This is a genomic window from Nitrosospira sp. Nsp11, from assembly GCF_900142705.1.
GTDB lineage: Bacteria > Pseudomonadota > Gammaproteobacteria > Burkholderiales > Nitrosomonadaceae > Nitrosospira.
Map to the genome: position 1 here is coordinate 197,773 of NZ_FRBV01000003.1, position 23,331 is coordinate 221,103.

21 protein-coding genes and 1 riboswitch are annotated in these 23,331 nt (G+C 53.4%); of the genes, 13 read left to right on the top strand and 8 right to left on the bottom strand.

Translation table 11 applies throughout. The annotated features are described in order from the left end of the window. Positions 1 to 2: 2 nt before the first annotated feature. The 8 genes from lysS (at position 3) to BUA28_RS06240 (ending at position 8,760) form a co-directional block, all read left to right on the top strand. Positions 3 to 1,532, top strand: coding sequence for a lysine--tRNA ligase (gene lysS / locus BUA28_RS06205; RefSeq protein WP_072767246.1), 1,530 nt, complete (start codon positions 3 to 5; stop codon positions 1,530 to 1,532). Between the two features lie 432 nt (positions 1,533 to 1,964). Beyond that, positions 1,965 to 3,050 (top strand): urease accessory protein UreH domain-containing protein, encoded by a 1,086-nt coding sequence (locus tag BUA28_RS06210; protein ID WP_072767247.1) that lies wholly within the window; start codon positions 1,965 to 1,967, stop codon positions 3,048 to 3,050. A 56-nt stretch (positions 3,051 to 3,106) separates the two neighbouring features. Further along, positions 3,107 to 5,506 (top strand): heavy metal translocating P-type ATPase, encoded by a 2,400-nt coding sequence (locus BUA28_RS06215; protein ID WP_072767248.1) that lies wholly within the window; start codon positions 3,107 to 3,109, stop codon positions 5,504 to 5,506. 51 nt (positions 5,507 to 5,557) lie between these two features. After that, entirely contained in the window at positions 5,558 to 5,767 is a 210-nt protein-coding gene (locus BUA28_RS06220; RefSeq protein WP_072767249.1) for a heavy-metal-associated domain-containing protein, read from the top strand. Continuing rightward, positions 5,751 to 6,062 (top strand): metal-sensitive transcriptional regulator, encoded by a 312-nt coding sequence (locus BUA28_RS06225; RefSeq protein ID WP_072767250.1) that lies wholly within the window; start codon positions 5,751 to 5,753, stop codon positions 6,060 to 6,062. The genes BUA28_RS06220 and BUA28_RS06225 overlap by 17 nt, the downstream gene beginning before the upstream one ends. A gap of 79 nt (positions 6,063 to 6,141) precedes the next feature. Continuing rightward, positions 6,142 to 6,873: a c-type cytochrome gene (locus BUA28_RS06230; RefSeq protein WP_072767251.1), complete on the top strand. Its 732-nt coding sequence runs from the start codon at positions 6,142 to 6,144 to the stop codon at positions 6,871 to 6,873. Continuing rightward, entirely contained in the window at positions 6,870 to 8,171 is a 1,302-nt protein-coding gene (locus tag BUA28_RS06235; protein WP_072767252.1) for a c-type cytochrome, read from the top strand. Before BUA28_RS06230 ends, BUA28_RS06235 begins: the two co-directional genes overlap by 4 nt. A gap of 100 nt (positions 8,172 to 8,271) precedes the next feature. Then, positions 8,272 to 8,760 carry a hypothetical protein gene (locus BUA28_RS06240; protein ID WP_083569900.1) on the top strand — a complete coding sequence of 163 codons (489 nt, stop codon included), beginning with the start codon at positions 8,272 to 8,274 and terminating at the stop codon, positions 8,758 to 8,760. A gap of 161 nt (positions 8,761 to 8,921) precedes the next feature. On the opposite strand, the gene hpnA is transcribed toward BUA28_RS06240, so the two are convergent. The 4 genes from hpnA to BUA28_RS06265 all read right to left on the bottom strand — a co-directional run bounded on the left by hpnA (position 8,922) and on the right by BUA28_RS06265 (position 14,318). Next, complete coding sequence (hpnA, locus tag BUA28_RS06245) at positions 8,922 to 9,914, bottom strand: hopanoid-associated sugar epimerase (RefSeq protein WP_176767771.1); 993 nt, start codon at positions 9,912 to 9,914, stop codon at positions 8,922 to 8,924. Between the two features lie 215 nt (positions 9,915 to 10,129). After that, complete coding sequence (locus tag BUA28_RS06250) at positions 10,130 to 11,776, bottom strand: MutS-related protein (RefSeq protein ID WP_072767253.1); 1,647 nt, start codon at positions 11,774 to 11,776, stop codon at positions 10,130 to 10,132. Positions 11,777 to 12,179: 403 nt separating this feature from the next. Continuing rightward, positions 12,180 to 13,541, bottom strand: coding sequence for a TolC family outer membrane protein (locus tag BUA28_RS06260; RefSeq protein WP_072767255.1), 1,362 nt, complete (start codon positions 13,539 to 13,541; stop codon positions 12,180 to 12,182). 111 nt (positions 13,542 to 13,652) lie between these two features. After that, on the bottom strand, positions 13,653 to 14,318 hold the full coding sequence (locus BUA28_RS06265; RefSeq protein ID WP_072767256.1) for a protein-L-isoaspartate O-methyltransferase family protein: 666 nt from the start codon (positions 14,316 to 14,318) through the stop codon (positions 13,653 to 13,655). Between the two features lie 64 nt (positions 14,319 to 14,382). Beyond that, a riboswitch (TPP riboswitch) is annotated at positions 14,383 to 14,486 on the top strand. Positions 14,487 to 14,518: 32 nt separating this feature from the next. Between BUA28_RS06265 and thiC the strand changes: the two genes are divergently transcribed. Beyond that, positions 14,519 to 16,426: a phosphomethylpyrimidine synthase ThiC gene (thiC, locus tag BUA28_RS06270; RefSeq protein ID WP_072767257.1), complete on the top strand. Its 1,908-nt coding sequence runs from the start codon at positions 14,519 to 14,521 to the stop codon at positions 16,424 to 16,426. 134 nt (positions 16,427 to 16,560) lie between these two features. On the opposite strand, the gene BUA28_RS06275 is transcribed toward thiC, so the two are convergent. Beyond that, positions 16,561 to 16,740: a hypothetical protein gene (locus tag BUA28_RS06275; protein WP_072767258.1), complete on the bottom strand. Its 180-nt coding sequence runs from the start codon at positions 16,738 to 16,740 to the stop codon at positions 16,561 to 16,563. Positions 16,741 to 16,742: 2 nt separating this feature from the next. Between BUA28_RS06275 and BUA28_RS06280 the strand changes: the two genes are divergently transcribed. After that, the gene (locus BUA28_RS06280) at positions 16,743 to 17,567 is read left to right on the top strand and encodes an undecaprenyl-diphosphate phosphatase (RefSeq protein WP_072767259.1); all 825 of its coding nucleotides are present in this window, start codon (positions 16,743 to 16,745) and stop codon (positions 17,565 to 17,567) included. Positions 17,568 to 17,640: 73 nt separating this feature from the next. Here BUA28_RS06280 and BUA28_RS06285 read toward each other — a convergent pair whose 3' ends face one another. Next, positions 17,641 to 18,093 (bottom strand): rhodanese-like domain-containing protein, encoded by a 453-nt coding sequence (locus tag BUA28_RS06285; RefSeq protein ID WP_072767260.1) that lies wholly within the window; start codon positions 18,091 to 18,093, stop codon positions 17,641 to 17,643. A gap of 258 nt (positions 18,094 to 18,351) precedes the next feature. Here BUA28_RS06285 and glnA point away from each other — a divergent pair, with 258 nt between their 5' ends. From glnA to BUA28_RS06300, 3 genes are all read left to right on the top strand, one after another. After that, entirely contained in the window at positions 18,352 to 19,761 is a 1,410-nt protein-coding gene (glnA, locus tag BUA28_RS06290) for a type I glutamate--ammonia ligase (protein WP_072767261.1), read from the top strand. Between the two features lie 75 nt (positions 19,762 to 19,836). Further along, positions 19,837 to 20,499: a tetratricopeptide repeat protein gene (locus tag BUA28_RS06295; RefSeq protein WP_072767262.1), complete on the top strand. Its 663-nt coding sequence runs from the start codon at positions 19,837 to 19,839 to the stop codon at positions 20,497 to 20,499. Between the two features lie 6 nt (positions 20,500 to 20,505). After that, positions 20,506 to 21,762 carry a putative Na+/H+ antiporter gene (locus tag BUA28_RS06300; RefSeq protein WP_072767263.1) on the top strand — a complete coding sequence of 419 codons (1,257 nt, stop codon included), beginning with the start codon at positions 20,506 to 20,508 and terminating at the stop codon, positions 21,760 to 21,762. Positions 21,763 to 21,920: 158 nt separating this feature from the next. Here BUA28_RS06300 and BUA28_RS06305 read toward each other — a convergent pair whose 3' ends face one another. Together BUA28_RS06305 and pbpG are read right to left on the bottom strand one after the other, a co-directional pair. Beyond that, on the bottom strand, positions 21,921 to 22,223 hold the full coding sequence (locus BUA28_RS06305; protein ID WP_072767264.1) for a LapA family protein: 303 nt from the start codon (positions 22,221 to 22,223) through the stop codon (positions 21,921 to 21,923). A 268-nt stretch (positions 22,224 to 22,491) separates the two neighbouring features. Then, positions 22,492 to 23,322, bottom strand: coding sequence for a D-alanyl-D-alanine endopeptidase (gene pbpG / locus BUA28_RS06315; RefSeq protein WP_072767266.1), 831 nt, complete (start codon positions 23,320 to 23,322; stop codon positions 22,492 to 22,494). Between the last annotated feature and the right edge of the window lie 9 nt (positions 23,323 to 23,331).

The window sequence follows — 23,331 nt, forward strand, 5'->3', positions numbered from 1 at the left end:
CAGTGGCGAATGACGCTTTAGAGGAAAGTCCGGGCGAACCCATCGATTCGCTTAACGCGGAGGCCAAACTGGTCGAGGAACGCCGCGCCAAGCTGGATCTGCTGCGCACAACAGGTAACGCCTTCCCGAACAATTTTCGTCGCGACGATTTTTCGTCGGATCTGCACCGGCAATATGGCGGCCATTCCAACGAAATGCTGGAAGCAGAGCCAAAGATCGTAAACGTCGCGGGACGCATGGTATTAAAACGCGTGATGGGCAAGGCGAGCTTCGCCACCATCCAGGACATGAATGGACGCATCCAGCTTTATATTGCCCGCGACGTTGCCGGCATCGAGGCGCACGACGCATTCAAGCACTATGACCTCGGCGATATATTGGGCGCTCAAGGGACGCTGTTCAGAACCAGAACCGGCGAGCTTTCCGTTCGCGTCACGAAGCTGCAGCTGCTCACGAAATCACTGCGCCCTCTACCGGAAAAATTTCACGGCCTGGCCGATCAGGAGCAAAGATATCGCCAGCGCTACCTCGACCTCATCACCAACGAAAAAAGCCGGAGCGTATTTATTACACGATCCCGGGTCATCCAGTCCATACGCGAGTTTTTGGTCAGGCATGGCTATCTGGAAGTGGAGACGCCAATGATGCACCCGATTCCCGGCGGCGCTGCGGCACGGCCTTTTATCACTCACCACAACGCGCTGGATATGCAGTTGTATCTCCGCATCGCACCGGAGCTTTATCTGAAGCGCCTGGTTATCGGCGGCATGGAACGGGTATTTGAAATCAATCGAAGCTTCAGAAACGAAGGGATTTCGACTCGGCATAACCCCGAATTCACCATGCTGGAATTTTACGAGGCTTATCAGGACTACACATACCTGATGGATTTCACGGAAAGCATGCTGCGGGAAATCGCGATAAAGGTGCTGGAAACAACCAAAGTCATTTACCAGGGGCGTGAAATTGACCTTGCACAACCGTTCGCGCGGCTTACCATTACCCAGGCAATCCGAAAATTTCATCCGGAATATACCGATGTGCAACTCGGCGATCGATCGTTCCTGATCGAAAAACTCAAAGCGCTCGGAATCGCCTGCAAACCCACGGATGGCATTGGCGGGCTACAGCTTGCGTTATTTGACGAAACCACCGAGCATTTACTGCTGGAGCCGACCTTCGTCGTTGACTATCCAGCCGAGGTTTCACCGCTGGCACGGCGCAACGATGCAAATCCCGCGATAACCGACCGGTTCGAACTGTACATTGCCGGCCGCGAAATCGCCAATGGATTTTCGGAATTGAACGACCCGGAGGACCAGGCGGCGCGCTTTCTCGAACAAGCCGATGCAAGAGAAGCGGGAGATGCCGAGGCCATGTATTATGACGCTGACTTTATTCGCGCGCTCGAGTACGGCCTGCCCCCGACCGCGGGCGAGGGTATCGGTATAGACCGCCTGGTAATGCTCTTCACCGATAGCCCGAGTATTCGCGACGTGATTCTGTTTCCGCAATTACGACGGCAAGATTGACCTGGATGAAAGGCCAGGTCTTGAAGGCAAGTCGACTGCTCCTGTCGAATGCCATCAGGAATCTCTAATTCTCCGCAAACCCTGGTCAGCAATCCTGGCTTATCCAGGGGTTCTTCAAGCATAGCAACCGGCGCTACCTTTACCCCTTTATCTCCAGTGAACCCGGTGCGACCAAGCGGGGCTGTATAAACGCGCCCAGCTTGGTCGCACCTGCAATATACCCTACCCAGGTATTGACATATACCCCCATGTAGTATACGATTTTATCGTAGACATTCAAACAGGTGGTCTAAATAAACATTGGATTTCCTGCCGCAGCGAACACTACGTCACGCAATTGAAGCCGGGAAAAACAGAAAATAAAGCCGTAGTAGATAGGCAAAGCAGTGGAATTGCATTGTAGACATCTGCTGTGAAACCAGAGGTGCGACGATGACGAATAAAGCCTCTCATCTGAAAGTCAAAGGCATGCATTGCTCGGGGTGCGAAGAAACCATCGAGCATGCAGTGAATCGTCTTCCCGGTGTGCAGAAGGTAAAAGCGGATTACGTAAAGCAGACTGTCGATGTCGAGTTCGACGGCAAGCGCATCAAGGAAATCGACATTCGCAATGCAATCGAAGAAAAAGGTTATGAGTTTGAAAGCGCCATCGCCGACGCTTCAGGCCAGCATCTGCGAAACGGACTGATTTTACTGTTCTTCCTGCTGATGGTCGGTGGCGTTACCTTTTGGGGCAAAAGCATGATACCGGGGCTAGTGGGAGAGATGAACCCCAATCTCGGACATGCCATGTTATTTTCCATCGGGTTTTTTACGGGGTTCCATTGCGTTGGCATGTGCGGCGGCTTTGTGGTCGGCTACGCGACCTCAGGTGTTCCTCAATCCGTAGCTTCCACCGCGATGCGCCACTTGATGTACGCAACCGGCAAGACAGCCTCTTACGCGGCCATTGGCGGCACTTTAGGCTTGCTGGGCTCGGTCGTGACTTTTACTCCTTACATGCGGGGCATCATCAGTATCGCAGCCAGCCTCTTTGTAATTATCTATGGTCTGAAAATGCTGGATGTATTTGCTGCGCTGCGCGGCTTTACCCTGCGCCTGCCTCATTTTGTGACCAAAGGTGTCGCGAATGAACTACGAAGCCAGCGCAGCCCTCTCGTAATCGGGCTGTTGAATGGATTCATGCTGGGTTGCGGTCCTCTGCAAGCCATGTACATCATGGCAGCAGGTACTGGCAGTCCCCAGGAAGGCGCTACCATGCTGTTCTTCTTCGGCCTGGGCACGCTGTTGCCGCTCCTGAGCTTCGGCCTGGTCGCCAGCAGCGTGTCCCGCAGCATCATGCGCCAGCTGGTGCTTGCTTCCGCAATTCTGGTTATCGCCATGGGTGTGATGATGGCGGATCGAGGACTCAAGCTGACGGGGTCCGGTTATGACTTTAACTCGCTTTCGTCCCCTTGGCAGCAGGTAAAGCCAGCAGACAATCACCTCGAGCCGAGCGACGCGCCCACGCAGCGCTGAGCGAATACATTTACATTTGTCGAGTTTATCAATGAATCTTGCGACGCGAGGCATCCATGCATTCTCTAGCGCTTAAGCAAATAGAATTGCCGATCGAAGGCATGACCTGCACCGCCTGTGCGGCCCGTATTGAAAAAAACCTTAATAAGCTTCCAGGCGTACGTGCTGCAGTTAATTTTGCGAACGAAAAAGCGCGGGTTGAGTTTGATGCGGCCACGACCCAGCCTGAAGATCTGGTCCGTTCGATTGAGAAAGCCGGGTTTCACGTGGTTCCACAATCGGTGCAACTGCAAATCACGGGAATGACCTGCGCCGCGTGCAGCGGCCGTATCGAAAAAGCGCTGAATAAACTGCCGGGCGTCACCGCTACCGTCAATCTCGCTACAGAGATTGCCCACGCCGGCTTCAGCCCCGGCGCGATAGCAGTGGATGACCTGATTGCCGCAATTGCCCGGGCGGGCTACGGCGCCAGCGAAATCAGCGAAGCCAGTCGCGCCGAGGAGAAAGCGCGCAGGCTTGCCGCTTACAACGCGGAACTTCGCATGTTCTGGATTGCAGCTGCGCTCAGCCTGCCGCTATTGCTGCAGATGGCGCCGATGCTCTGGGAAAGCGGTGCAGAACTGCCGCGCTGGCTGCAATGGGTGCTGGCAACGCCGGTACAGTTCTGGGTGGGCAAGCGCTTCTATACCGCGGCATGGAATGCGTTACGCGGCGGCGGAGCCAACATGGATGTGCTTATCGCGCTGGGCACTAGCGCAGCATACTTTTTCAGCGTAGTGGTAGTGGTGCTGAGCCTGGATCAGCACGTCTATTTCGAGGCAAGCGCGGTCATCATCACGTTGGTTCTATTGGGTAAACTGATGGAAGCCCGCGCCAAGGGCAAGACTTCGGCGGCTATTGAGGAACTTGTCAGGCTGCAGCCCAAGATTGCCCGGGTGGAGCGCAACGGCGAGATCGTGGAAGTGGATGCAAGCAGCCTCAAGCCGGGAGAGGTGTTTATCGTTCGCCCGGGCGAGAATATGCCGGTGGATGGCGTCGTCATTGAAGGCGCCTCCAGCGTGAACGAGGCGATGTTGACCGGCGAAAGCCTGCCCGTTACAAAACGAGTTGGCGCGAAGGTCTACGCGGCTACCATGAATCAGCAGGGGCTGCTTAAATGTCGCGCGACCGGTGTCGGCGCTCATACCCAACTTGCGGCCATTATCCGTCTCGTTGAAGAAGCGCAAGGTTCCAAGGCGCCCATCCAGCGATTGGCCGATACGATTTCAGGCGTGTTTGTGCCGGTGGTGGTCACTCTCAGCGCGCTGACCCTGGTCCTCAACTGGTGGCTGGCCGCGGATTTTGTGCCGGCTCTCATTAATGCCGTAGCGGTGCTGGTTATTGCCTGCCCCTGCGCATTGGGGTTGGCTACGCCAACTGCAATCATGGTGGGTGCGGGACGCGGGGCCCAAGCCGGCGTGCTGGTGAAAAACGCTGCTGCACTGGAACAGGCCGAAAAAATTCAGGTTCTGATTGTGGACAAAACCGGCACGCTCACCGAGGGGGCGCCCGCAGTGACGGATATTGTTCCGGCAGGAACGGTTATGGAACACGATCTGATGCAGATTGCCGCGACGCTCGAGCGGGGATCGGAGCATCCTCTGGCAAAAGCAGTGATGGAGCATGCCAGTAGCCTGGGTATCCAGCCACAAACAGTGAGCAATTTCAGAGCCGTCACCGGCAGCGGTATCACTGGCTGCATCGATGGCATCGAGTATCTTCTCGGCTCGCCCCGATTTCTGCGCGAACATGGCGCGCTGGTCGATGAAAATTCGATGGCCATTCTTCAGGCCGAGGGTAAAACTGTCGTAGGCGTGGCTCTGGTAACCAGTACAAACAGCACGGCGCCTAAAGTTCTCGGCCATCTCGCCATCGCCGACCGGCTGAGGCATAGTTCCGCACAAGCGGTAGCGCGGCTACAGTCGATGGGAATCGAAGTCGTGATGCTCACCGGCGACAATTCCGCCACCGCAGCCGCCATTGCCGGGCAAGCAGGCATTACCACTTATCGTGCTGAGGTGCTGCCTCAGGATAAAGCTGCCGAAGTGGGCAAAATGAAGGCAAACGGTAAATTTACCGGTATGGTAGGCGATGGTATCAATGATGCACCGGCGCTGGCCGCGGCCGACGTGAGCTTCGCTATCGGAGAAGGCTCCGACGTGGCGATCGAGGCCGCCGACATCACACTTATGCGTAATGACCTGATGAGTGTGGCGGATGCTATCTCGCTTTCACGCGCAACGCTGGGAAAAATCCGCCAGAACTTGTTCTTCGCCTTCATCTATAACGTGCTGGGGATACCGCTGGCGGCGATAGGATTGCTTAATCCCGTGGTCGCAGGTGCAGCAATGGCAATGAGCTCGGTATCGGTAGTAGGCAATTCGCTGTTGTTGAAACGGTGGCGAGCCGGCGTTTGAACAGCTGATCGATTCACTTAACGCATTCACTTAAACGGAAGGAGTATGAAAATGCAAACGGAAGTCATAAAAGTCGAGGGAATGACCTGCATGGGCTGCGTCAATAGTGTGAAGAGCGTGCTGGAGAAAATTCCTGGCGTGGACAGTGCGGATGTTTCTCTCGAACAGAAACAGGTGACCATCCAGTACGACGCTGCCACTACTAAACCCAACCAGTTCAAGAACGCTATCGAGGACGCCGGCTTTGAAGTCATTACCTAGCAAGAAGCCATGCCATGCACCGCAGACGGTGGTGCAACCGGACAAGGAAGCACTGATAAAGCGGCTCAACCGCATCGAGGGGCAGGTACGGGGTGTCAACAAAATGATATCGGAAGATCGTTATTGCGTTGACATCCTGAACCAGGTCTCTGCGCTGCAATCCGCACTTGACGCGGTGGCCATGCTGTTATTGGAAAACCATACGCATGGATGCATGCAAGGCGCCATCAAATCAGGTCAGGGCGATGAGGCAATTGATGAGCTGATGGCGGTAGTGCGGAAATTTGCGCGGTAGTGGCAGTAAAGCTGCGGAATTTCAGTTGATCTTACGGTGCATCCGGTTAAACGAACCAAACAAAGGGGTAGAGAACGCAATGATACGAGTTGTCCTGATCGCTTTTTTGTTGTTTACCGACCATGCAATCGCCACCGGAGTTTCCCCGGCTGATGTACCCGACACCATGGCGGAGCGGGTAAAGGCCTGCACTGCCTGTCATGGCAAAGAGGATAAACAGGGCAGAGATGCGTACTACCCGCGTATTGCTGGCAAGCCGGAAGGCTATCTGTTCAACCAGCTGCGCAATTTCCGTGACGAGCGGCGCCACTACCGCCCCATGGCCTTGCTGCTTGAAGGTTTGCCCGATCAATACCTGCGCGATATGGCCGCCTATTTCGCTTCGTTGAAACAGGCTTTCCCCCCGCCCGAACCATTAAAGTCATCGCCCGATGAAGTTGAACTCGCCCGCAGGCTTATTACTCAGGGCGACCCCGGCCGTAAGATTCCCGCGTGTACTGAATGCCACGGCAAAGACCTGATGGGCACGGAGCCTTTTATTCCCGGCCTGCTGGGCCTGCCGCGCGTCTATATCATCGCCCAGTTCGGTAACTGGCAGAATGGAGGAGCGATGCGCGGGGAAACGCCCGACTGCATGTCCGAAATCGCAAAACAGCTCACAACCAACGAGGCGAGCGCCATTGCGGCGTGGCTGGCCGCGCAACCCGTTTCCGAAGCCCTCTCAACGCGCGCAAGCCCGGCGGCAACTCTCCCTGGTAAGCTGGCTGAGCGTTGCAGCAGCATCGTCCTCCAACCAGGAGGGTTGCAATGAAACTTATCCTATTGGCTGCGGCGCTTGCCGGGCTAATAGGCCTCGGCATTTTCATGGTACCGGTAAGCTCCTCCTCTGTTCCTGCCGGCGTGGAATCGCCACCGGCAAAAACAGATGGCATTACCGGGCGGCAAGCACAACAGCAACAGCAGGCGCGGGGCGCCTATCTCGCGCAGGCCGGCAATTGCATGGGTTGCCACACGGCACAGGGTGGGCGACCCTATGCGGGGGGACATGTCCTCGATACGTCTATCGGGACCTTCATCACACCTAATATTACCCCTGATCCGGAAACGGGTATTGGACTCTGGAATGAGGGGAACTTCTGGCGAGCGCTCCACGATGGCAAGGCACGCGACGGCAGCCCTTTATACCCCGCCTTTCCCTATACGGAATATACGAAGATCACGCGTGAGGACTCCGATGCAATCTTTGCCTATCTTCAATCGCTTCCACCTGCTCAGCAGCGCAATCGGCCGAACCAGATCCGTTTTCCTTTCAACCTCCGTCCACTCATTTATATCTGGCGCGCCATTTATTTCGAGCAAGGCGTTTATCGGGCTGATAACGCAAAGAGCGATGAATGGAACCGGGGCGCCTATCTGGTGCAAGGACTCGGCCACTGCAATGCTTGCCATACCGCCCGGAACCCGTTCGGCGCAAGCCAGGGCGAACTATTCGGGGGAGGACAGCTCATGGGCTCGAACTGGTACGCGCCCTCTCTGACATCTCTCCAGGAGGCCAGCACTTCCGACTGGGCGGTCGAGGACATCGTTGAATTACTGAGGACAGGTTCGTCTAGCCGCGCAATCACAACAGGGCCGATGGCGGATGTCATCAGCCAAAGTCTTCAATATCTGACGAAGGAGGACGCCTATGCCATGGCGACCTACCTGAAGTCGCTACCTGAGACCGGTCCCCGCTCCAGAGGCATAGCCCCTGCGCTGACGGAAGAAGTCGACACGCTGCTCCGCCAAGGCGGCGAGATCTACGAGACGCACTGTCAGGATTGTCATGGAAATTTGGGGCAGGGCGCCCCCGGCGCTTATCCGGCGCTGGCGGGAAACCGCGGCATTACACTGGCCTCCCCGATTAATGCAATTCGCAGCATTCTCAATGGTGGCTACGCACCCGTCATCGCAAGCAATCCGCGACCTTATGGCATGCCACCGTTTGCGCAAATCCTGCGTGATGAGGAGGTTGCGCTGGTCTTGTCATATATCCGCAACGCATGGGGTAATCGGGGCACCCTGGTTACGGCGGCTCAGGTTGACCGGAGCAGGAAGGGTGCGCAATGAAGGATCGTGTCGGCAGCATTTATTATCCGTAATACGTTGGCGCTACAGAGCATCAGTGATGGACATTAACGACTTATTTCAATTATCGAGGAGAATCAAGATGAATAAGTTCATATCTACCATTCTGTTTGGATCTGCTTTTGCTTTTGCTATTGCCTTACCTGCCGGCGCCCATACCGAGGAATATTTCGATTCCAAGGAGTCGGTTCACGGCGGGCAAACGCGCATGGCCGGTCCGTATCATCTGGAGCTTGTCGCCAAGGATAAGGAAATCGTACTCTATGTAATGGATCATGCCGACCGAAATCTCAGCACCGAAGGGGGTGCAGGCAAGGCAACCGTTCAAACCGGCAAGACGAAGAACAAGATCTCGGTCAAACTGGAACCGGCGGGTAATAATATATTGAAAGGAACGGGGGATTTCGTCGTTTCACCAGAATCGGTAGTGACCGTATTCGTTGAGCTACCGGAACAGGAGGTAACCTCCGCCCGCTTCACCCCGCTCAAGGTCAAAAGCAAGACTACGACGAAAGCCAGCAATGGCAAACCTTTAGCAGATGGGCAAGGCGCCAGCGCCACCACATTTTGAACCTGTCTTTACCCTGCAGAGTGCTGCTCATGGTGGCAGCATCTCTGCAAACAACCAGAGTTCGGTGGCACCGAAGCCATGCAGCGTTTCGGCTCGGAAGATAATGATTCGTGCATTATTCGACTGACTTGTACCGAGGAGCTTGCAATGCCTGAAAAGATCTATCCGCAATAACCATTGGCCAGAAACCAATTCATCGCATCTTCAAGCGCTTCCGCCGCCGGCCGGTACTGGTAACCCAATTCACGTATGGCCTTGTCGCTGGAGTAAAACATCTTTTGTTTGGCCATTCGCAGGCTGTCCACTGTCGCGCGCGGCTCAACATTCGTGACCATTGCCATTTTTTCCATTAACCAGGCAGCGGGAAGAATCAGCTTGACGGGAAGGCTGACTCGCTTTTTCCGCTTTCCGCTAATCTTGTCTATTGCTTGCAATATTTGCAGCAAGGTCATGTTTTCGCCTCCCAGGATATAACGCTCTCCTGGTTTTCCATGCGCATAGGCCAGCAGGTGGCCCCGTGCAATGTCATCGGCATGAGCGACGTTCAAGCCGGTATTCACATAGGCCGGCATACGGCCGCGCAAGGTGTCAACGACTATACGCCCTGTCGGCGTGGGCCTTATGTCGCGCGGCCCCATCGGCGTAGATGGATTCACTATGAGTAAATGCAGTTTATGCTCATCGGTCATCCGCTGAACGACCTGTTCCGCCATGAATTTGGATCGCTTGTAGTGCCCATTCATGGCCAGGAGGCTCGAGGGCGTGTCCTCGTTTGCAGGGACGCCATCCTGGCTCGTTCCCAGGGTCGCCACGCTGCTGGTGTATACCATGCGTCTCATTCCCGCTTCAGCAGCAGCCAGTATCAGCGCCTGAGTTCCCTTCACGTTGATGTCGTACATGGTTTCAGGATTCGGCACCCAGAGCCGATAATCGGCGGCAACATGAAATAAATTATCACAGCCTGCGACCGCACGTTTTAGTGATGGGGCAGAGCGCAGATCACCTTCCGAGATCTCAACAGGTAGTTGATAGAGATTTCTACGATCACTTCCCGGCCTGACCAGGCACCGCACCTCGTGGCCTGCGTTAAGCAAACAGCGCGCAACTGCCGAACCCACGAATCCATTCGCGCCTGTAACCAATGACTTCAGCATGGCTGACACCCAGTCAGCGCGGTTGGTCCAAAATTTATAAACAACGTTCGAAACTGCATTGTTGCGGTAGCTCCACAGCTTTTACACCCCATATCGAATTCAGACCGGGCGATTGAAGGTGTAACTCAAAAATAGATAACGCAACGAAAAGATCAAAGCACACTCATATATCTGCATCAACACATCTAACACAAAAACAGTCCTTTGCCTTGCGCTCACATACGCCGTGTCGTAAGGTGTTTCTCCACATCTTCCTTGCTGAAACCCAGGGCAGCGGCCACGCGGTCGGCATGGCTTACCGTGGATACACCCGGAATCAGACGATAGGTGGGCCCTTCAGGAAGAAACTCTCCTTGAAGGTAGCGGCCCATTCCCCTTTCCTGCAAGCGCTCGCATAATTCATGGTTATGCGTGACAAGCAGTGTGCTTGCTCCAAGTTTGTAAAAACCAGCGAGGACATACTCGGAAAGCTCCATTTTCTCTTCGAACGTCGTCCCTTCCGACAGCTCATCGAGCACGACGAGGCTGTCGGGCGTAGCGCTGAAGAAAATCTCGCGCGTACGCTTCAGTTCATGGCCAAAGCGTCCTATGCCCTCATCCAGACGGCCCGGATCTGGCACCTGGTAAAAAATATGTTCCGCCAGTACCATCTGCGCCGCTGCTGCGGGAATGTAACAACCGATCTGCCCCAGTAGCTGAATCTGGACCACTGTTTTACAGTAAGCGGTCTTACCGCCACTATTCGGCCCTGTGATTACCAGTAGCCGTCCGGTATCGTTCAGTAGAATGTCGTTTGGCACATAATCGGGATTTGCTTTGGCAAGTAACGGGTTTCTGGCTTCGGTAACACTAAGGAAATGGCGTTCGCGTTCCAATATCTCCGGCAGCACCGTCTTGCCGCCAAACGTGAGCGAATAATGATGAAATGCCAAGAGTTCATCGATCAGCCCCAGCGTCTCCAACATACGCGCCAACTCGGCGCTGTTCTTGAACAGCTTGCGTAGCGGATATATGACTGAATCGCGATCGGACGCGGCAATGGCTATCAGGAGGACCGACAGCACCGGTACCGCCAGCACAAGTATTCCGTAGCTTAGGTAAGAAATGCCAAAGCCAGCCAGCAAGCTCTGAAAGAAATAAAGCGCTGCCCCTATCGCACCCAATGCCCCGAACATCGGAAGGGGTTTAATCATCGACGGCCTAAAGCGCAGGATTGGCAGATAAGGTGGTCTTTCGTCCCTGGTCTTGAACTTTCCGTCCACAGAATAGACCGGTCCACGCATCAGGGAATAAGTGCGCGTGTTTCCAAAATCGCGAATCGCGTCGAATAAGCCCTGCAGATACGCGCTCTTCGGCTGTGGCAGGGTTTGCATTGCCTCGACCATATCGATGACAAAAGCGGTACCATCAACGAATTGATGATAACCGTAACCGCTAAATTCCATTTCATCTTTACCGGCTCTGGAATTAGCGATGGCGAGCCCACCGGTAAACGTACCGTATAGCAATTGATAAAGACATTGTTCTCCTCCCGCCATGATCTCCACGAAATGCCGTAAGGCTTTGTAAAGGCTGGGATCCGATTCCAGTTCGCGCAATGCCTCGTGTTTTCCGCGTATCACTTCGGCATCCGTCCCCGGTTGGGCAAGGGACCGGTAAAGCACACATTGCCCGGCATGGGTGACAGCGTGGTTAAGGGAATCGAATAATTGGTCCGTTTCGATTGCGCCAAAAGTTTTTGCATCCAGCACGCCTTTGACGGCTTCCGTCGGACGGGTGTCTCGAATGCCCGAGGGTCTGTCGCCAGTCGAAAGGATAGACGGCTGACCCCGGTATGTATCAGATACGGCTGGCTCGCTCATGGTTGGCCTCGGTAGCCATCACGCTACGTATATTCAATTTGAAGGTACAACGGCGCGACAACGGGCGTTGTGGAAGATCACGTCCGTTCCGCTTGAATTAGGCCGATATGCCCAGGCAAAATAATTGGTTGATGATATGTTACGGAGAATTCGAGCTGAAGTTTTCCTGCGTTCATTGCTGCGAGCTTACCGCCACAAGGCATGGTACTGCCATGCCTCAACCGCAAATGCAGTTCCTGGTGGGTAGCCGGTTCGGGCATCAGAACAATGCACCGATCCATCAATAAACCAAAAACGACTTGCAACCTCTCCTTTTGAGAAAATCTAACACTCAACCACTTGCGCGTCAACGCCGTGAGGGGTCCTACGTCAAAAACCTCATTTAAAAAGGGGTTTGAAGAGGTTATTGCAATAATGCCTGGTTTACCTCCCTCAAATCATCCTCGTCTAATTCTCCCGCCTCAGCCTCTAATCTCAATTTGGACATGAGAAAGTTATTTCTCGCCTGGGCGAGATCCCGGCGGGCCGAATAATATAGCTGCTGAGCATTTAATACGTCCACCTCCGTTCTCACGCCAACCTCCTGCCCGAGCTTGGTGGAGTCCAGCTGACTCCGGCTGGATAGCAGCGCCTGCTTTAGCGCTTTTACCTGGGCAATACCGTTGGTAACGTTCAGGTACTGCTGGCTCACCTGCAGAACGCTGTTGCGTCGGGTATTGTTCAGTTCCTGGAACACTCTTTCCTGGATAGCCAGGGCTTCACGCACCCGTGATTGCACAGCGAAACCCTGAAACAACGGAAAGCTGACTTGAATCCCTATTTCTTTTGAGGTCAGGTCAATTGGCCGGCCGGTGATTGTACCGCCCACACCTTTCTGGTCGCTGTATATGGCGACCAGGTCCAGCGTGGGATAATGCCCTGCCTTGGCTCGTTCCACGTCCTGTTTTGCGATTTCATATACCGATTGCTGTACTTTCAGCGCAAGGTTATTCTGTTCAGCTACGGTTATCCAATCCTGCATGTTCGCGTACTTCAGGTTGAGCAACTCGAAGGTAGTGTCTTTCGGGCGCACGAGTTCATCGGGCATACGTCCGATGATCTGTTGCAGAGTGCGCTGCGCCACCTCCAACTGGTTCTTTGCAGCGATTTCCTGAGATGTAGTCAGATCGAAACGGGCCTGGGCTTCGTAAGTATCGACGATAGTCGTCGTACCCACCTGAAAGTTGCGCTTGGCCTGCTCAAGCTGCTCCGAGATCGCTTTCTTCTGGGCCTCTGCCACCTCCAGATTCACTTGGGCGGTGAGGATGTCCAAATATGCCTGGGCGACCCGGAGGATCAGATCCTGTGCTGCAATGATGAACTGTGAGTCCGCCTGAGCAACCTGAAGCTTGGACTGTTCATAGATTACGAAATTTTCCTTGCGATAAATTGGCTGGGTTGCCGTGATAGTCAGGCTCTGGTTATCGATAATCACTTCAGACGGCCTCACCGTTCCAACCGTCCCGACAGGCGCGATACTGCTGACGTTGCCTATATCTATGAATTGCCTCCGCTTCACAAACGCAAGCGAGAGAGTGGGAAGCAGTCCGGCTCGACCCTGCGGCAGCCTTTCCTGCGCCGCCATGTGGGCAGCACGCGCGGCGCTATATAGCGCGTCCTCTTCCAGCGCTTGACGATAGGTTTCCATCAGGTCGGCCGCGTGGATTGGAGTATGTAAAGCTGCTCCTGCAATCAGTAATGCATAAATGTATTGCCGAATTTTCACTTTGATTCCAGATTGTCTAACTCTTGGACGAAAAAAGAGCTATCGACCGATTGAACGCGGTTGAGCTAGATCAGCCAGGCGGACTTGTAATTCATGGATTGGGCCGTAAGATCAAAATGTAAATCTCTCAGGCTGCATCGCGTTTCTGAGCGGGGAAATACAGGTTTCAAACAAGCCGACCGTATTATATACGCCCGCTTTTTCCTTTTGAACCACGCAAGTGACGAGCACAGCTTGCATGACCGGAGCATCGCCTGTCACCGCGAACAGGCGTCCACCGGTTTTGAGGCTTTTTTGGAAAGCCCCCGGTAAAACCGGAGTCGATCCCGTCAGTACGATCACGTCGTAAGGCCCATGCCGGGGCCAGCCGCGGGCGGCATCTCCATTCTCCAGGATTACATTGGTTATTCCATGCGCCTGGAGATTTTTTTCCGCCATGGCTTTCAGTTCCGGCACAATTTCCACGCTGCAAACAAATTCGCCTTTGGTTGCCAGCAATGCGGTCAAGTATCCGCTGCCACTGCCTACCTCCAAAATCCTGTCGGTTTTTTTTACTTGCAATTCCTGCAAAATCCGCGCTTCCATTTTTGGGGCAAGCATTACTTCACCATATCCCAGCGGAATTTCCATGTCCACGAATGCAAGGGAGCGGTAAGCCGCCGGGACGAATTCCTCGCGCCGCAGCTCGAACAATAATTTGAGAACTTCCTGGTCCAGCACTTCCCATGTACGAATTTGCTGTTCTATCATGTTAAAACGGTTTTGTTCAAGATCCATGTCCAGCCTTTATATAAAATATCGTCCCAGACTTGCAATTATTCCACATTTCCATTAGCTTCACAGCAGCAGCTAGGGGTCCTTTCCGGAAACGCCGGAAACTGGTGAGACAGTCCCTTACTACCTGACACGGATAATGCCGCCGTAGGGAAGCTGGGATGTGACTATCCCGCTCCTTTACGGCGCTAAAGGAGCGTATTATGAATGCAACCGTTTTAAATGCCGCACAAATTCCTTTGCCCTTTTCGAGCAAAACAGCCCATGTGGACGAAGGGGCGGTCAAGCCCCTGCCTGAATCCCGAAAAATTTATGTACATGGCTCCCGCCCTGATATTCAAGTGCCGATGCGGGAAATCAGCCAATCCGACACGCCTGCCAGCATGGGTGCGGAACAAAACCCGGCAATTTATGTTTACGACACTTCTGGTCCATACACGGATCCGGCGATAAACATCGACATCCGTTCCGGCTTGGCGCCCTTACGCGAAAAATGGATCGACGAGCGGGGCGACACGGAAATTCTCTCCGGTCCCGCTTCCGCTTATGGCAGGCAGCGCCTGGCCGACCCCAAGCTCGCTGAAATGCGCTTTGATTTGAAGCGCCAGCCCCGCTGTGCCAAGGCCGGAGCGAATGTCACGCAAATGCATTATGCGCGTCAAGGCATCATTACGCCGGAAATGGAGTATGTAGCCATACGTGAAAATCAACGTTGCGAGCACCTGGGTAATCAGCACCGGGAATTACTCACACGCCAGCATCCCGGGCAGGATTTCGGCGCCTTTCTGCCCCAGCATATCACGCCGGAATTCGTACGCGATGAAGTAGCCAGGGGTCGCGCCATCATTCCTGCCAACATTAACCATTCCGAATCCGAACCGATGATCATCGGCCGCAATTTTCTGGTAAAAATCAATGCGAATATCGGTAATTCGGCACTGGGTTCGAGCATCCAGGAAGAAGTCGAGAAAATGACCTGGGCTATCCGTTGGGGCGGAGATACGGTAATGGATCTTTCCACCGGAAAAAATATTCATGAAACTCGTGAGTGGATAATCCGCAACAGCCCCGTTCCCATCGGCACCGTGCCAATTTATCAGGCGCTGGAAAAAGTCGATGGCAAAGCGGAAGACCTCACCTGGGAAATTTTTCGCGATACGCTGATCGAACAGGCTGAGCAGGGCGTGGACTATTTCACCATCCATGCCGGCGTGCTGCTCGCCTATGTTCCAATGACGGCAAAACGTCTGACCGGCATCGTTTCGCGCGGCGGCTCCATCATGGCCAAGTGGTGTCTCGCGCATCACAGGGAAAGTTTTTTGTATACCCGCTTCGAAGAAATCTGCGAAATCATGAAGGCATATGACGTGAGCTTTTCCCTGGGAGATGGTCTGCGCCCCGGTTCGATTCACGATGCCAACGATGAAGCCCAGTTCGCGGAACTGAAAACCCTCGGCGAATTAACACAGGTCGCCTGGAAACATGACGTGCAGGTGATGATCGAAGGTCCGGGCCATGTTCCCATGCACCTGATCAAGGAAAATATGGATATGCAGTTGAAATACTGCGCCGAGGCTCCGTTCTATACGTTGGGGCCGCTCACTACCGACATTGCACCTGGCTACGATCATATTACATCCGCCATCGGCGCCGCCATGATCGGCTGGTATGGCACGGCAATGCTGTGTTATGTTACGCCAAAAGAGCACCTTGGCCTGCCGGATAAGGATGATGTAAAAGATGGGATTATCACTTATAAAATTGCTGCTCACGCGGCAGACCTGGCGAAGGGCCACCCTGGTGCGCAGATTCGCGATAATGCACTTTCAAAAGCCCGCTTCGAGTTTCGCTGGAATGATCAGTTCAACCTTGGTCTCGATCCCGACAAGGCAAAGCAGTTCCATGACGAAACCCTGCCGCAGGAAGGCGCTAAACTTGCCCATTTTTGCTCCATGTGCGGCCCCCACTTCTGCTCGATGAAAATAACCCAGGACGTTCGCGATTTTGCCGCACAGAAAGGTGTTAGCGAAAATGAGGCGTTGAAAAAAGGCATGGAAGAAAAAGCGGTCGAATTTGTGGCAAAAGGGACGGAGATTTACAGCAAACTGTAATAGTGATGGCGTATTGCACTCATCCTGCCATAGAGCCAACCGTTAAATAGGAAGAGGAAGCGCTCGGCTTTCCCGGGAAAACGGAAATCGAGCGGTCTCCTCTAAATTATTCTCTGATCGTCTTTATGGCAACCTCAAGAAGTATTTTTAAGCCTGAAGCGGGCTTCGATGCGATAATGCCCGACAAAAATATTCACCCGGTTAATCGCGACCACTACGCCGCCCTTGGGAAAACCCGTTGCCTGGTAACACCTTGACTTACCCGCATCCGCTCGTGCTTGTCCGGCGCTTAATTCTTTTGGCCGGATAATCACATATGGACTGGTTTCTGTTCCTCAAGGCCCTGATCCTCGGCATTATCGAAGGCCTGACCGAATTTCTCCCCATTTCCTCTACCGGCCATCTCATCCTGGCGGGCGATCTGCTCGACTTCAATGACGACAAAGGAAAAGTATTCACGATTGTCATTCAACTGGGCGCCATTCTGGCGGTATGCTGGGAATATCGCGTCAAGATTCGTAGCGTAGTCGCGGATGTGGGTTCGCGTCAGGATGCAAACCGCTTCGTGCTCAATCTTTTCATCGCGTTTCTGCCCGCTGCGATTTTGGGCTTATTGCTCATTAAAACCATCAAGCAATATCTGTTTCATCCGGTACCCGTGGCAATGGCATTTATAATCGGCGGAATTCTAATCCTGTGGGCCGAGCGCAGGAAACACGTGGTGGATGTTGAACGGGTGGAAGATATCGACTGGAAACACGCGCTGAAGGTCGGATTAATGCAATGTCTGGCCTTGATACCGGGTACCTCGCGCTCAGGTGCAACGATTATTGGCGGACTCTTTTTCGGCTTATCACGCAAGGCCGCTACCGAGTTCTCTTTTTTCCTGGCAATACCCGTTATGTTCGCGGCCACCTTCTACGATATTTTCAAAAATCGGGATATTCTCCATTTCGACGATATCGGCGTATTTTTTATCGGCTTCGTGGCCTCCTTCATCAGCGCATTATTAGCTGTACGCGGATTATTGCGCTTTATCAGTCACCATGATTTCACCGTGTTTGCATGGTATCGCATCGGATTCGGAATCATTGTGCTGATCACAGCTTATTCGGGAATGGTCAAATGGTCAGCAGCCTGAACTGAACCCCTTCGATTTCTCAAAATCGAACTCGGAGAATTCTGATCCAACGCTGGTTTGTTGGTCCCTTTGCTCAACCCTGTATCCATGGTAACCCCGCCGCTTTCCAACCCCCCTTGGTACCGCGGTGGCCGGTGGCGTCTTTCTCGCCCTCAAAGCCTTCGAGAATGTTATAACAATTTGCATAGCCCGATTCGGTGGCGGTAGCCGCAGCCTGATGTGAGCGGCCTCCGCTGCGGCAGATGAACATCACCAGCGATTCCTTGTCCACCTGACTGGAAAGATAGTCTAGGAAACTGGCGTTGGGCCGCATGCCGGGATAGGACTGCCACTCGATTTCAACCGCGCCCGGTATTCTCCCTACCCAATCCCATTCGGCTCTGGAGCGCACGTCCACCAATTTTGCTCCAGGCGCTTCCTGCAGCAGATCAAGCGCTTCACCGGGCAACAGTGCACCTTCGTACGGCAAATCCATTTCCCTGGCGCGCTGTTGCGCCCTCTCTAGTATTGCAGCAATGGTTTCCATATGGTTTCCCGAAATAACGGATTAAAATGCAATGGTAATCCATTTTCAAGCGGGTGTTTACCTAAAACTTTATGTGCTGAATAGGCTTCATAGCGAGCATCACGGCGGGGCCCGGGATCCCCACGCATCTTTTCGGAAAATGCCGGGCCCCGGGCATGTTCGGCTCGTCATGTTGAAAAAACGGAGACGCTCCTGCTGATATAATGTTACCTTTGTGCTTATGCGCTTCAATTCAAGGCAGTCTTCATGGAGAGAAATATGGCGGTACCCGATGTTCTGAAAATGATCCAGGACAACGAAGTCAGGTTCGTTGATTTAAGATTTACCGATACCCGCGGCAAAGAACAGCATGTAACGCTTCCTGCCCATGCCGTCGACGCGGACAAGCTGGAGGATGGTCACGCGTTCGATGGTTCCTCCATTGCGGGCTGGAAAGGCATTCATGCCTCAGACATGCTACTGATACCCGACCCCGACACGGCAAAAATGGACCCGTTCATGGACGAGGCGACGCTGTTCATGACCTGTGATGTGGTGGAGCCTTCCGACGGCAAAGGCTATGACCGCGACCCCCGCTCGCTGGCAAAACGCGGCGAAGCTTATCTTAAATCGACGGGTATTGGCGACATCGCCTATTTCGGCCCTGAGCCGGAATTCTTCATCTTTGACTCCGTTATCTGGCACGCTGACATGTCCGGCTGCTCGGTAAAGATCGAGTCCGAGGAAGCAGCCTGGAGCTCGGCGCTAAAATACGAGGGGGGGAACACCGGGCACCGTCCGGGTATAAAAGGTGGGTATTTTCCCGTTCCTCCGGTTGATTCCCTGCATGATATTCGTTCCGCCATGTGCCTTGCACTGGAAGAACTGGGTATCGAAGTCGAAGTACATCATCATGAAGTCGCAACTGCCGGACAGTGTGAAATAGGCACCAAGTACAGCAGCCTGGTGAAGCGCGCCGACTGGACCCAGGTATTCAAATATGTCGTGCACAACATCGCACACTCCTACGGAAAAACAGCGACTTTCATGCCGAAACCCATCGTCGGCGACAATGGTTCCGGAATGCATGTGCATCAGTCGATCTGGAAAGGCGGACAAAATCTATTTTCCGGAAATGGTTATGCGGGACTATCGGAAATGGCGTTGTATTATATAGGCGGCATTATCAGGCACGCCAAGGCATTGAACGCTATAACCAATCCGGGCACCAACTCCTATAAACGCCTGGTTCCCGGTTTTGAAGCACCGATCAACCTTGCTTATTCGGTAAGCAACCGTTCCGCCGCGGTGCGCATTCCTTACGCCAACAGTCCCAAAGGAAGGCGCGTTGAAGTGCGTTTTCCCGATCCTACCGCCAACCCCTATCTCGCTTTCACCGCATTGATGATGGCTGGACTGGACGGCATCCAGAACAAGCTTCATCCAGGTGACCCCATGGACAAGAATCTTTATGACCTTCCACCCGAGGAAGCCGCCAGGATTCCCAACCCCTGTGTCTCGCTGGATGAGGCGCTGGATAGCCTGGATAAGGATCGCAACTTTCTTACCCGGGGTGGCGTGTTTTCGAATGATATGATCGATGGCTACATCGAACTCAAGATGGAAGAAGTGACACGATTTCGCATGACCACCCATCCGGTCGAGTTTGATATGTATTACAGCTTATGAAGCTGAAGCCCATTTGCCTCTGACTCCACAACCGCTTAACCAGCCTGGACGGGACCTGACAGGACATAATAATCGATGAATATCCTTATTGTTACGTTACTCGCAGTACCCATGCTCATGCTTGCCGGGTGCGGCGAGAAAGCGCCAGAGACCGCCGCCAAAACAGAAGCACAGACCCGGCTTCCGGATGAGTTTACATCGGAAAAACAAATTCCGAGCATACTGGAAAATGAGCTGACCCCTGAAGAAAAATCGGCGATATTAAAGGAAATCATGCCGGCTGGTTCCGAGAATGAAGCGACGCCAGAAGAAAAATTCCTGCAATTAAGGAAAGATGCCGAGGCTGGCGATGCCAAAGCGCAAAACGGACTTGGCGTCATGTACTACACGGGGGAAGCCATATCCAAGGATTCATCCGGCAAAATCCTGAGTAATGATCCTGTTACGGCTGCTGCCTGGTTTCATCGATCCGCTGCGCAGGGATACGCGGATGCCCAATTCAACCTCGGGCTGATGTATGCGAATGGCGAAGGTGTCGCCAAAGATCCGGTCAAAGCGGTGGAGTTATTTCAAAAGGCCGCTGATCAGGGCAATGTCGATGCTGAGAACAATCTTGGGGTGATGTACTTTTCCGGGGAAGGGATAGCCAGGGATACCGATAAAGCCAAAGAATGGTTCGCGAAAGCCGCCGCCCAGGGAAATGCTGATGCAAAAGCCAACCTTGATGCGATGAAATAAAACGAATTGGACCCCGCCCCCATCGAGATAGTAGGCGCAATACTGTTTGGCATTGCGCTGATTCACACTTTCTCGACGAAATATTTCGAGCAACTGGCGCATAGCCACCCCGCCCACGCAGGCATCTGGCATTTTCTCGGTGAGGTCGAGGTTGTTTTCGGCTTTTGGGCCATGATCCTCGTCATCATGATGTTTGTCACGGACGGCAAGCACGCCGCCATCGCTTACCTCGATCGACAGAGCTTTACCGAGCCGATGTTCGTGTTCGCCATCATGGTCATCGCCGGCACCCGCCCGATCCTGCAGTTCGCCATGCTCAACGTAAAAGCGCTTGCGAGGCTCATCCCCTGGCCGGAAGGCAGCGCATTTTACTTCGTCACATTATCGTTTGTTCCTCTGCTGGGCTCACTTATCACCGAACCGGGCGCCATGACGTTAGCCGGACTGATTCTGCTTGAGCGTTATTATTCCAAGGGGATTTCCACCCGGCTCAAGTATGTTACCCTCGGCGTGCTGTTCGTCAACATTTCTATCGGCGGAACGATGACATCCTTTGCCGCACCGCCGGTACTCATGGTGGCGGGCAAATGGGGATGGGACACCGCCTTCATGTTTACTACATTTGGCTGGAAGGCGGCGATTGGCGTGCTGGTGAATGCCTTGGTCGTCACTTTATTGTTTCGACGCGAATTATCGGGGTTGAAAAGTGAAGCGCGCGCTACGCATGCCAAGGTCCCATCACCCGTAGTACTTGTGCACATCGTATTTCTGGTAGGCGTGGTAGTGTTTGCGCATCACCCTGTCGTGTTCATGGGGTTGCTGCTCTTCTTCCTGGGCTTTGCAAGCGCCTATGAACGCTACCAGGACCGGCTGATTCTGCGCGAAGGGTTGCTGGTCGCTTTTTTCCTTGCCGGACTGGTCGTCCTTGGGGGACAACAGAAGTGGTGGCTGCAGCCCTTGCTGATCGACATGGACAGCACTGTGCTTTTTTTTGGCGCAACTCTACTTACAGCAATCACCGACAATGCAGCGCTCACTTATCTGGGTTCTCTCCTGGAAGGCACGAGTACAGAGTTCCGATATTCGCTCGTTGCCGGCGCCGTTACCGGCGGAGGTCTCACAGTCATTGCTAATGCGCCGAACCCGGCAGGCTTTTCCATATTGAAAGGTTCATTCAGAGATGGAGCAATACATCCCTTAGGCTTGTTGGCAGCCGCGCTTCCACCCACGATCATCGCCATTCTTGCGTTTCGCCTGCTTTAAACCCAAATCCGGTAGTTGACCGCTCATTTAATAGATCAGTGTTATGATTAATAACAATATTTCATATTATTTGACGCTTACCTTCCGGGTGAGGCCGCTACTACCGGATTTAGGTTAAACCGGATAATCGATATTACCGTTGGGCTCGCGGCTATAAATTAGTACCCATACGGTAGTGCAGATTCGTCTTTCTTCAGCCCATTCAGGCTGTCATTCTCCGCGCGCAATATTTCGACTTGTTTACGCAGGCGGCTTATCAGAATTCGCTCACGCAACAACGTGGGAACAGTAATTAATGCACCGATGAGCGTTCCAAGGCCGAAGCAAACAGCAATCACAGAGGAAAGCGACGCGTCGATGCGCCACAGAAAGAATACGACGCTTACCGCCACAGCGTTCTGAACCGCGAACATAACAATCAGAAAAACAATGATGAGCGCGACAATCAGTTGTAATTGCATGACAGTTCCTTCCCGGGTGACTGCTCGCTTCCTGGTACTACGCAATGCCCTACCTGGAAAAAAATCATGCGCCGACCCTGTATTCCGCCTGAATACCCGATATCCGCGCGATACCCCAGCATCAGCGCACATTGAAGCGCGGCCGCATGCAGAGTTAAAGATAGCAGGACAGAAACTTTTTCCGGGCTTGTATCAAAAAACTTCTTTAAGACCGAGGCCCAGATATATGCCAAGCGTTACCCACCTTAAATGGCCCTCCTTAAATATATTACCCCCGAACTTTACGAGTGAACCCGATCTCCATCCATTTCTTGATGCGGTTGGCGTCACCGATACGCGAATTCTTTCCCCAGGAATCAAGCAATACAATGATAATTGCTTTTCCCGTTATGTTGGCCCGCATGACAAGACAGCGCCCGGCCTCACTGAGAAAGCCCGTTTTCGATAAATCAATATCCCAACTCCCGCTACTCACCAGGCGGTTGGAATTGACGAATTGCATGCTACGGTCTTCATCCGTGAACGCCACCGCATGCGCAGCGGTAGTCGAAAATTCACGAATGACATCGTAGTCATGTGCGGCACTCACCATTTTTGCGAGATCACGCGCAGTGGAAACGTTGGCACTATTCAGTCCGGTAGAATCGACAAAATAACTGTTGCCCATGCCGAGCTCGAATGCCTTCATATTCATTGCAGCGACGAATGCGTTGATGCCTCCGGGATAGGTGCGCCCCAGCGCCGCCGCAGCACGGTTCTCGGAAGACATCAATGCCAGCCGCAGCATTTCCTGGCGAGTGAGGCTTCCCCCCACGCGCAAGCGAGACCGGGTATTTTTGATAACATCGATATCAGCGGCTTCAATGACGATTTCCTCATCCAGAGGCAATTTCGCATCAAGCACAACTATTGCTGTCATGAGTTTCGTAATAGAAGCGATCGGCATTACGTTATCGGCATTTTTGTTAAAAAGGATATGCCCATGCTGAGCGTCCATAACCAGGACTGAATGCGATCTAAGATTCAACTCCCCCTTCTGTGCAAAAGCCCCACCAGTAAAGGCGAACATGAGGCAAATCACCAGGATAATTTTTTTCATTTGTCATTA

Excerpts from the sequence above, each read along its gene's own strand:
- BUA28_RS06210 (WP_072767247.1), top strand. The coding sequence starts at position 1,965 with ATGACGAATAAAGCCTCTCATCTGAAAGTCAAAGGCATGCATTGCTCG.
- BUA28_RS06215 (WP_072767248.1), top strand. The coding sequence starts at position 3,107 with ATGCATTCTCTAGCGCTTAAGCAAATAGAATTGCCGATCGAAGGCATG.
- BUA28_RS06220 (WP_072767249.1), top strand. The coding sequence starts at position 5,558 with ATGCAAACGGAAGTCATAAAAGTCGAGGGAATGACCTGCATGGGCTGC.
- BUA28_RS06230 (WP_072767251.1), top strand. The coding sequence starts at position 6,142 with ATGATACGAGTTGTCCTGATCGCTTTTTTGTTGTTTACCGACCATGCA.
- BUA28_RS06235 (WP_072767252.1), top strand. The coding sequence starts at position 6,870 with ATGAAACTTATCCTATTGGCTGCGGCGCTTGCCGGGCTAATAGGCCTC.
- BUA28_RS06240 (WP_083569900.1), top strand. The coding sequence starts at position 8,272 with ATGAATAAGTTCATATCTACCATTCTGTTTGGATCTGCTTTTGCTTTT.
- hpnA (WP_176767771.1), bottom strand. The coding sequence starts at position 9,914 with ATGCTGAAGTCATTGGTTACAGGCGCGAATGGATTCGTGGGTTCGGCA.
- BUA28_RS06250 (WP_072767253.1), bottom strand. The coding sequence starts at position 11,776 with ATGAGCGAGCCAGCCGTATCTGATACATACCGGGGTCAGCCGTCTATC.
- BUA28_RS06265 (WP_072767256.1), bottom strand. The coding sequence starts at position 14,318 with ATGGATCTTGAACAAAACCGTTTTAACATGATAGAACAGCAAATTCGT.
- thiC (WP_072767257.1), top strand. The coding sequence starts at position 14,519 with ATGAATGCAACCGTTTTAAATGCCGCACAAATTCCTTTGCCCTTTTCG.
- BUA28_RS06280 (WP_072767259.1), top strand. The coding sequence starts at position 16,743 with ATGGACTGGTTTCTGTTCCTCAAGGCCCTGATCCTCGGCATTATCGAA.
- BUA28_RS06285 (WP_072767260.1), bottom strand. The coding sequence starts at position 18,093 with ATGGAAACCATTGCTGCAATACTAGAGAGGGCGCAACAGCGCGCCAGG.
- glnA (WP_072767261.1), top strand. The coding sequence starts at position 18,352 with ATGGCGGTACCCGATGTTCTGAAAATGATCCAGGACAACGAAGTCAGG.
- BUA28_RS06295 (WP_072767262.1), top strand. The coding sequence starts at position 19,837 with ATGAATATCCTTATTGTTACGTTACTCGCAGTACCCATGCTCATGCTT.
- BUA28_RS06305 (WP_072767264.1), bottom strand. The coding sequence starts at position 22,223 with ATGCAATTACAACTGATTGTCGCGCTCATCATTGTTTTTCTGATTGTT.
- pbpG (WP_072767266.1), bottom strand. The coding sequence starts at position 23,322 with ATGAAAAAAATTATCCTGGTGATTTGCCTCATGTTCGCCTTTACTGGT.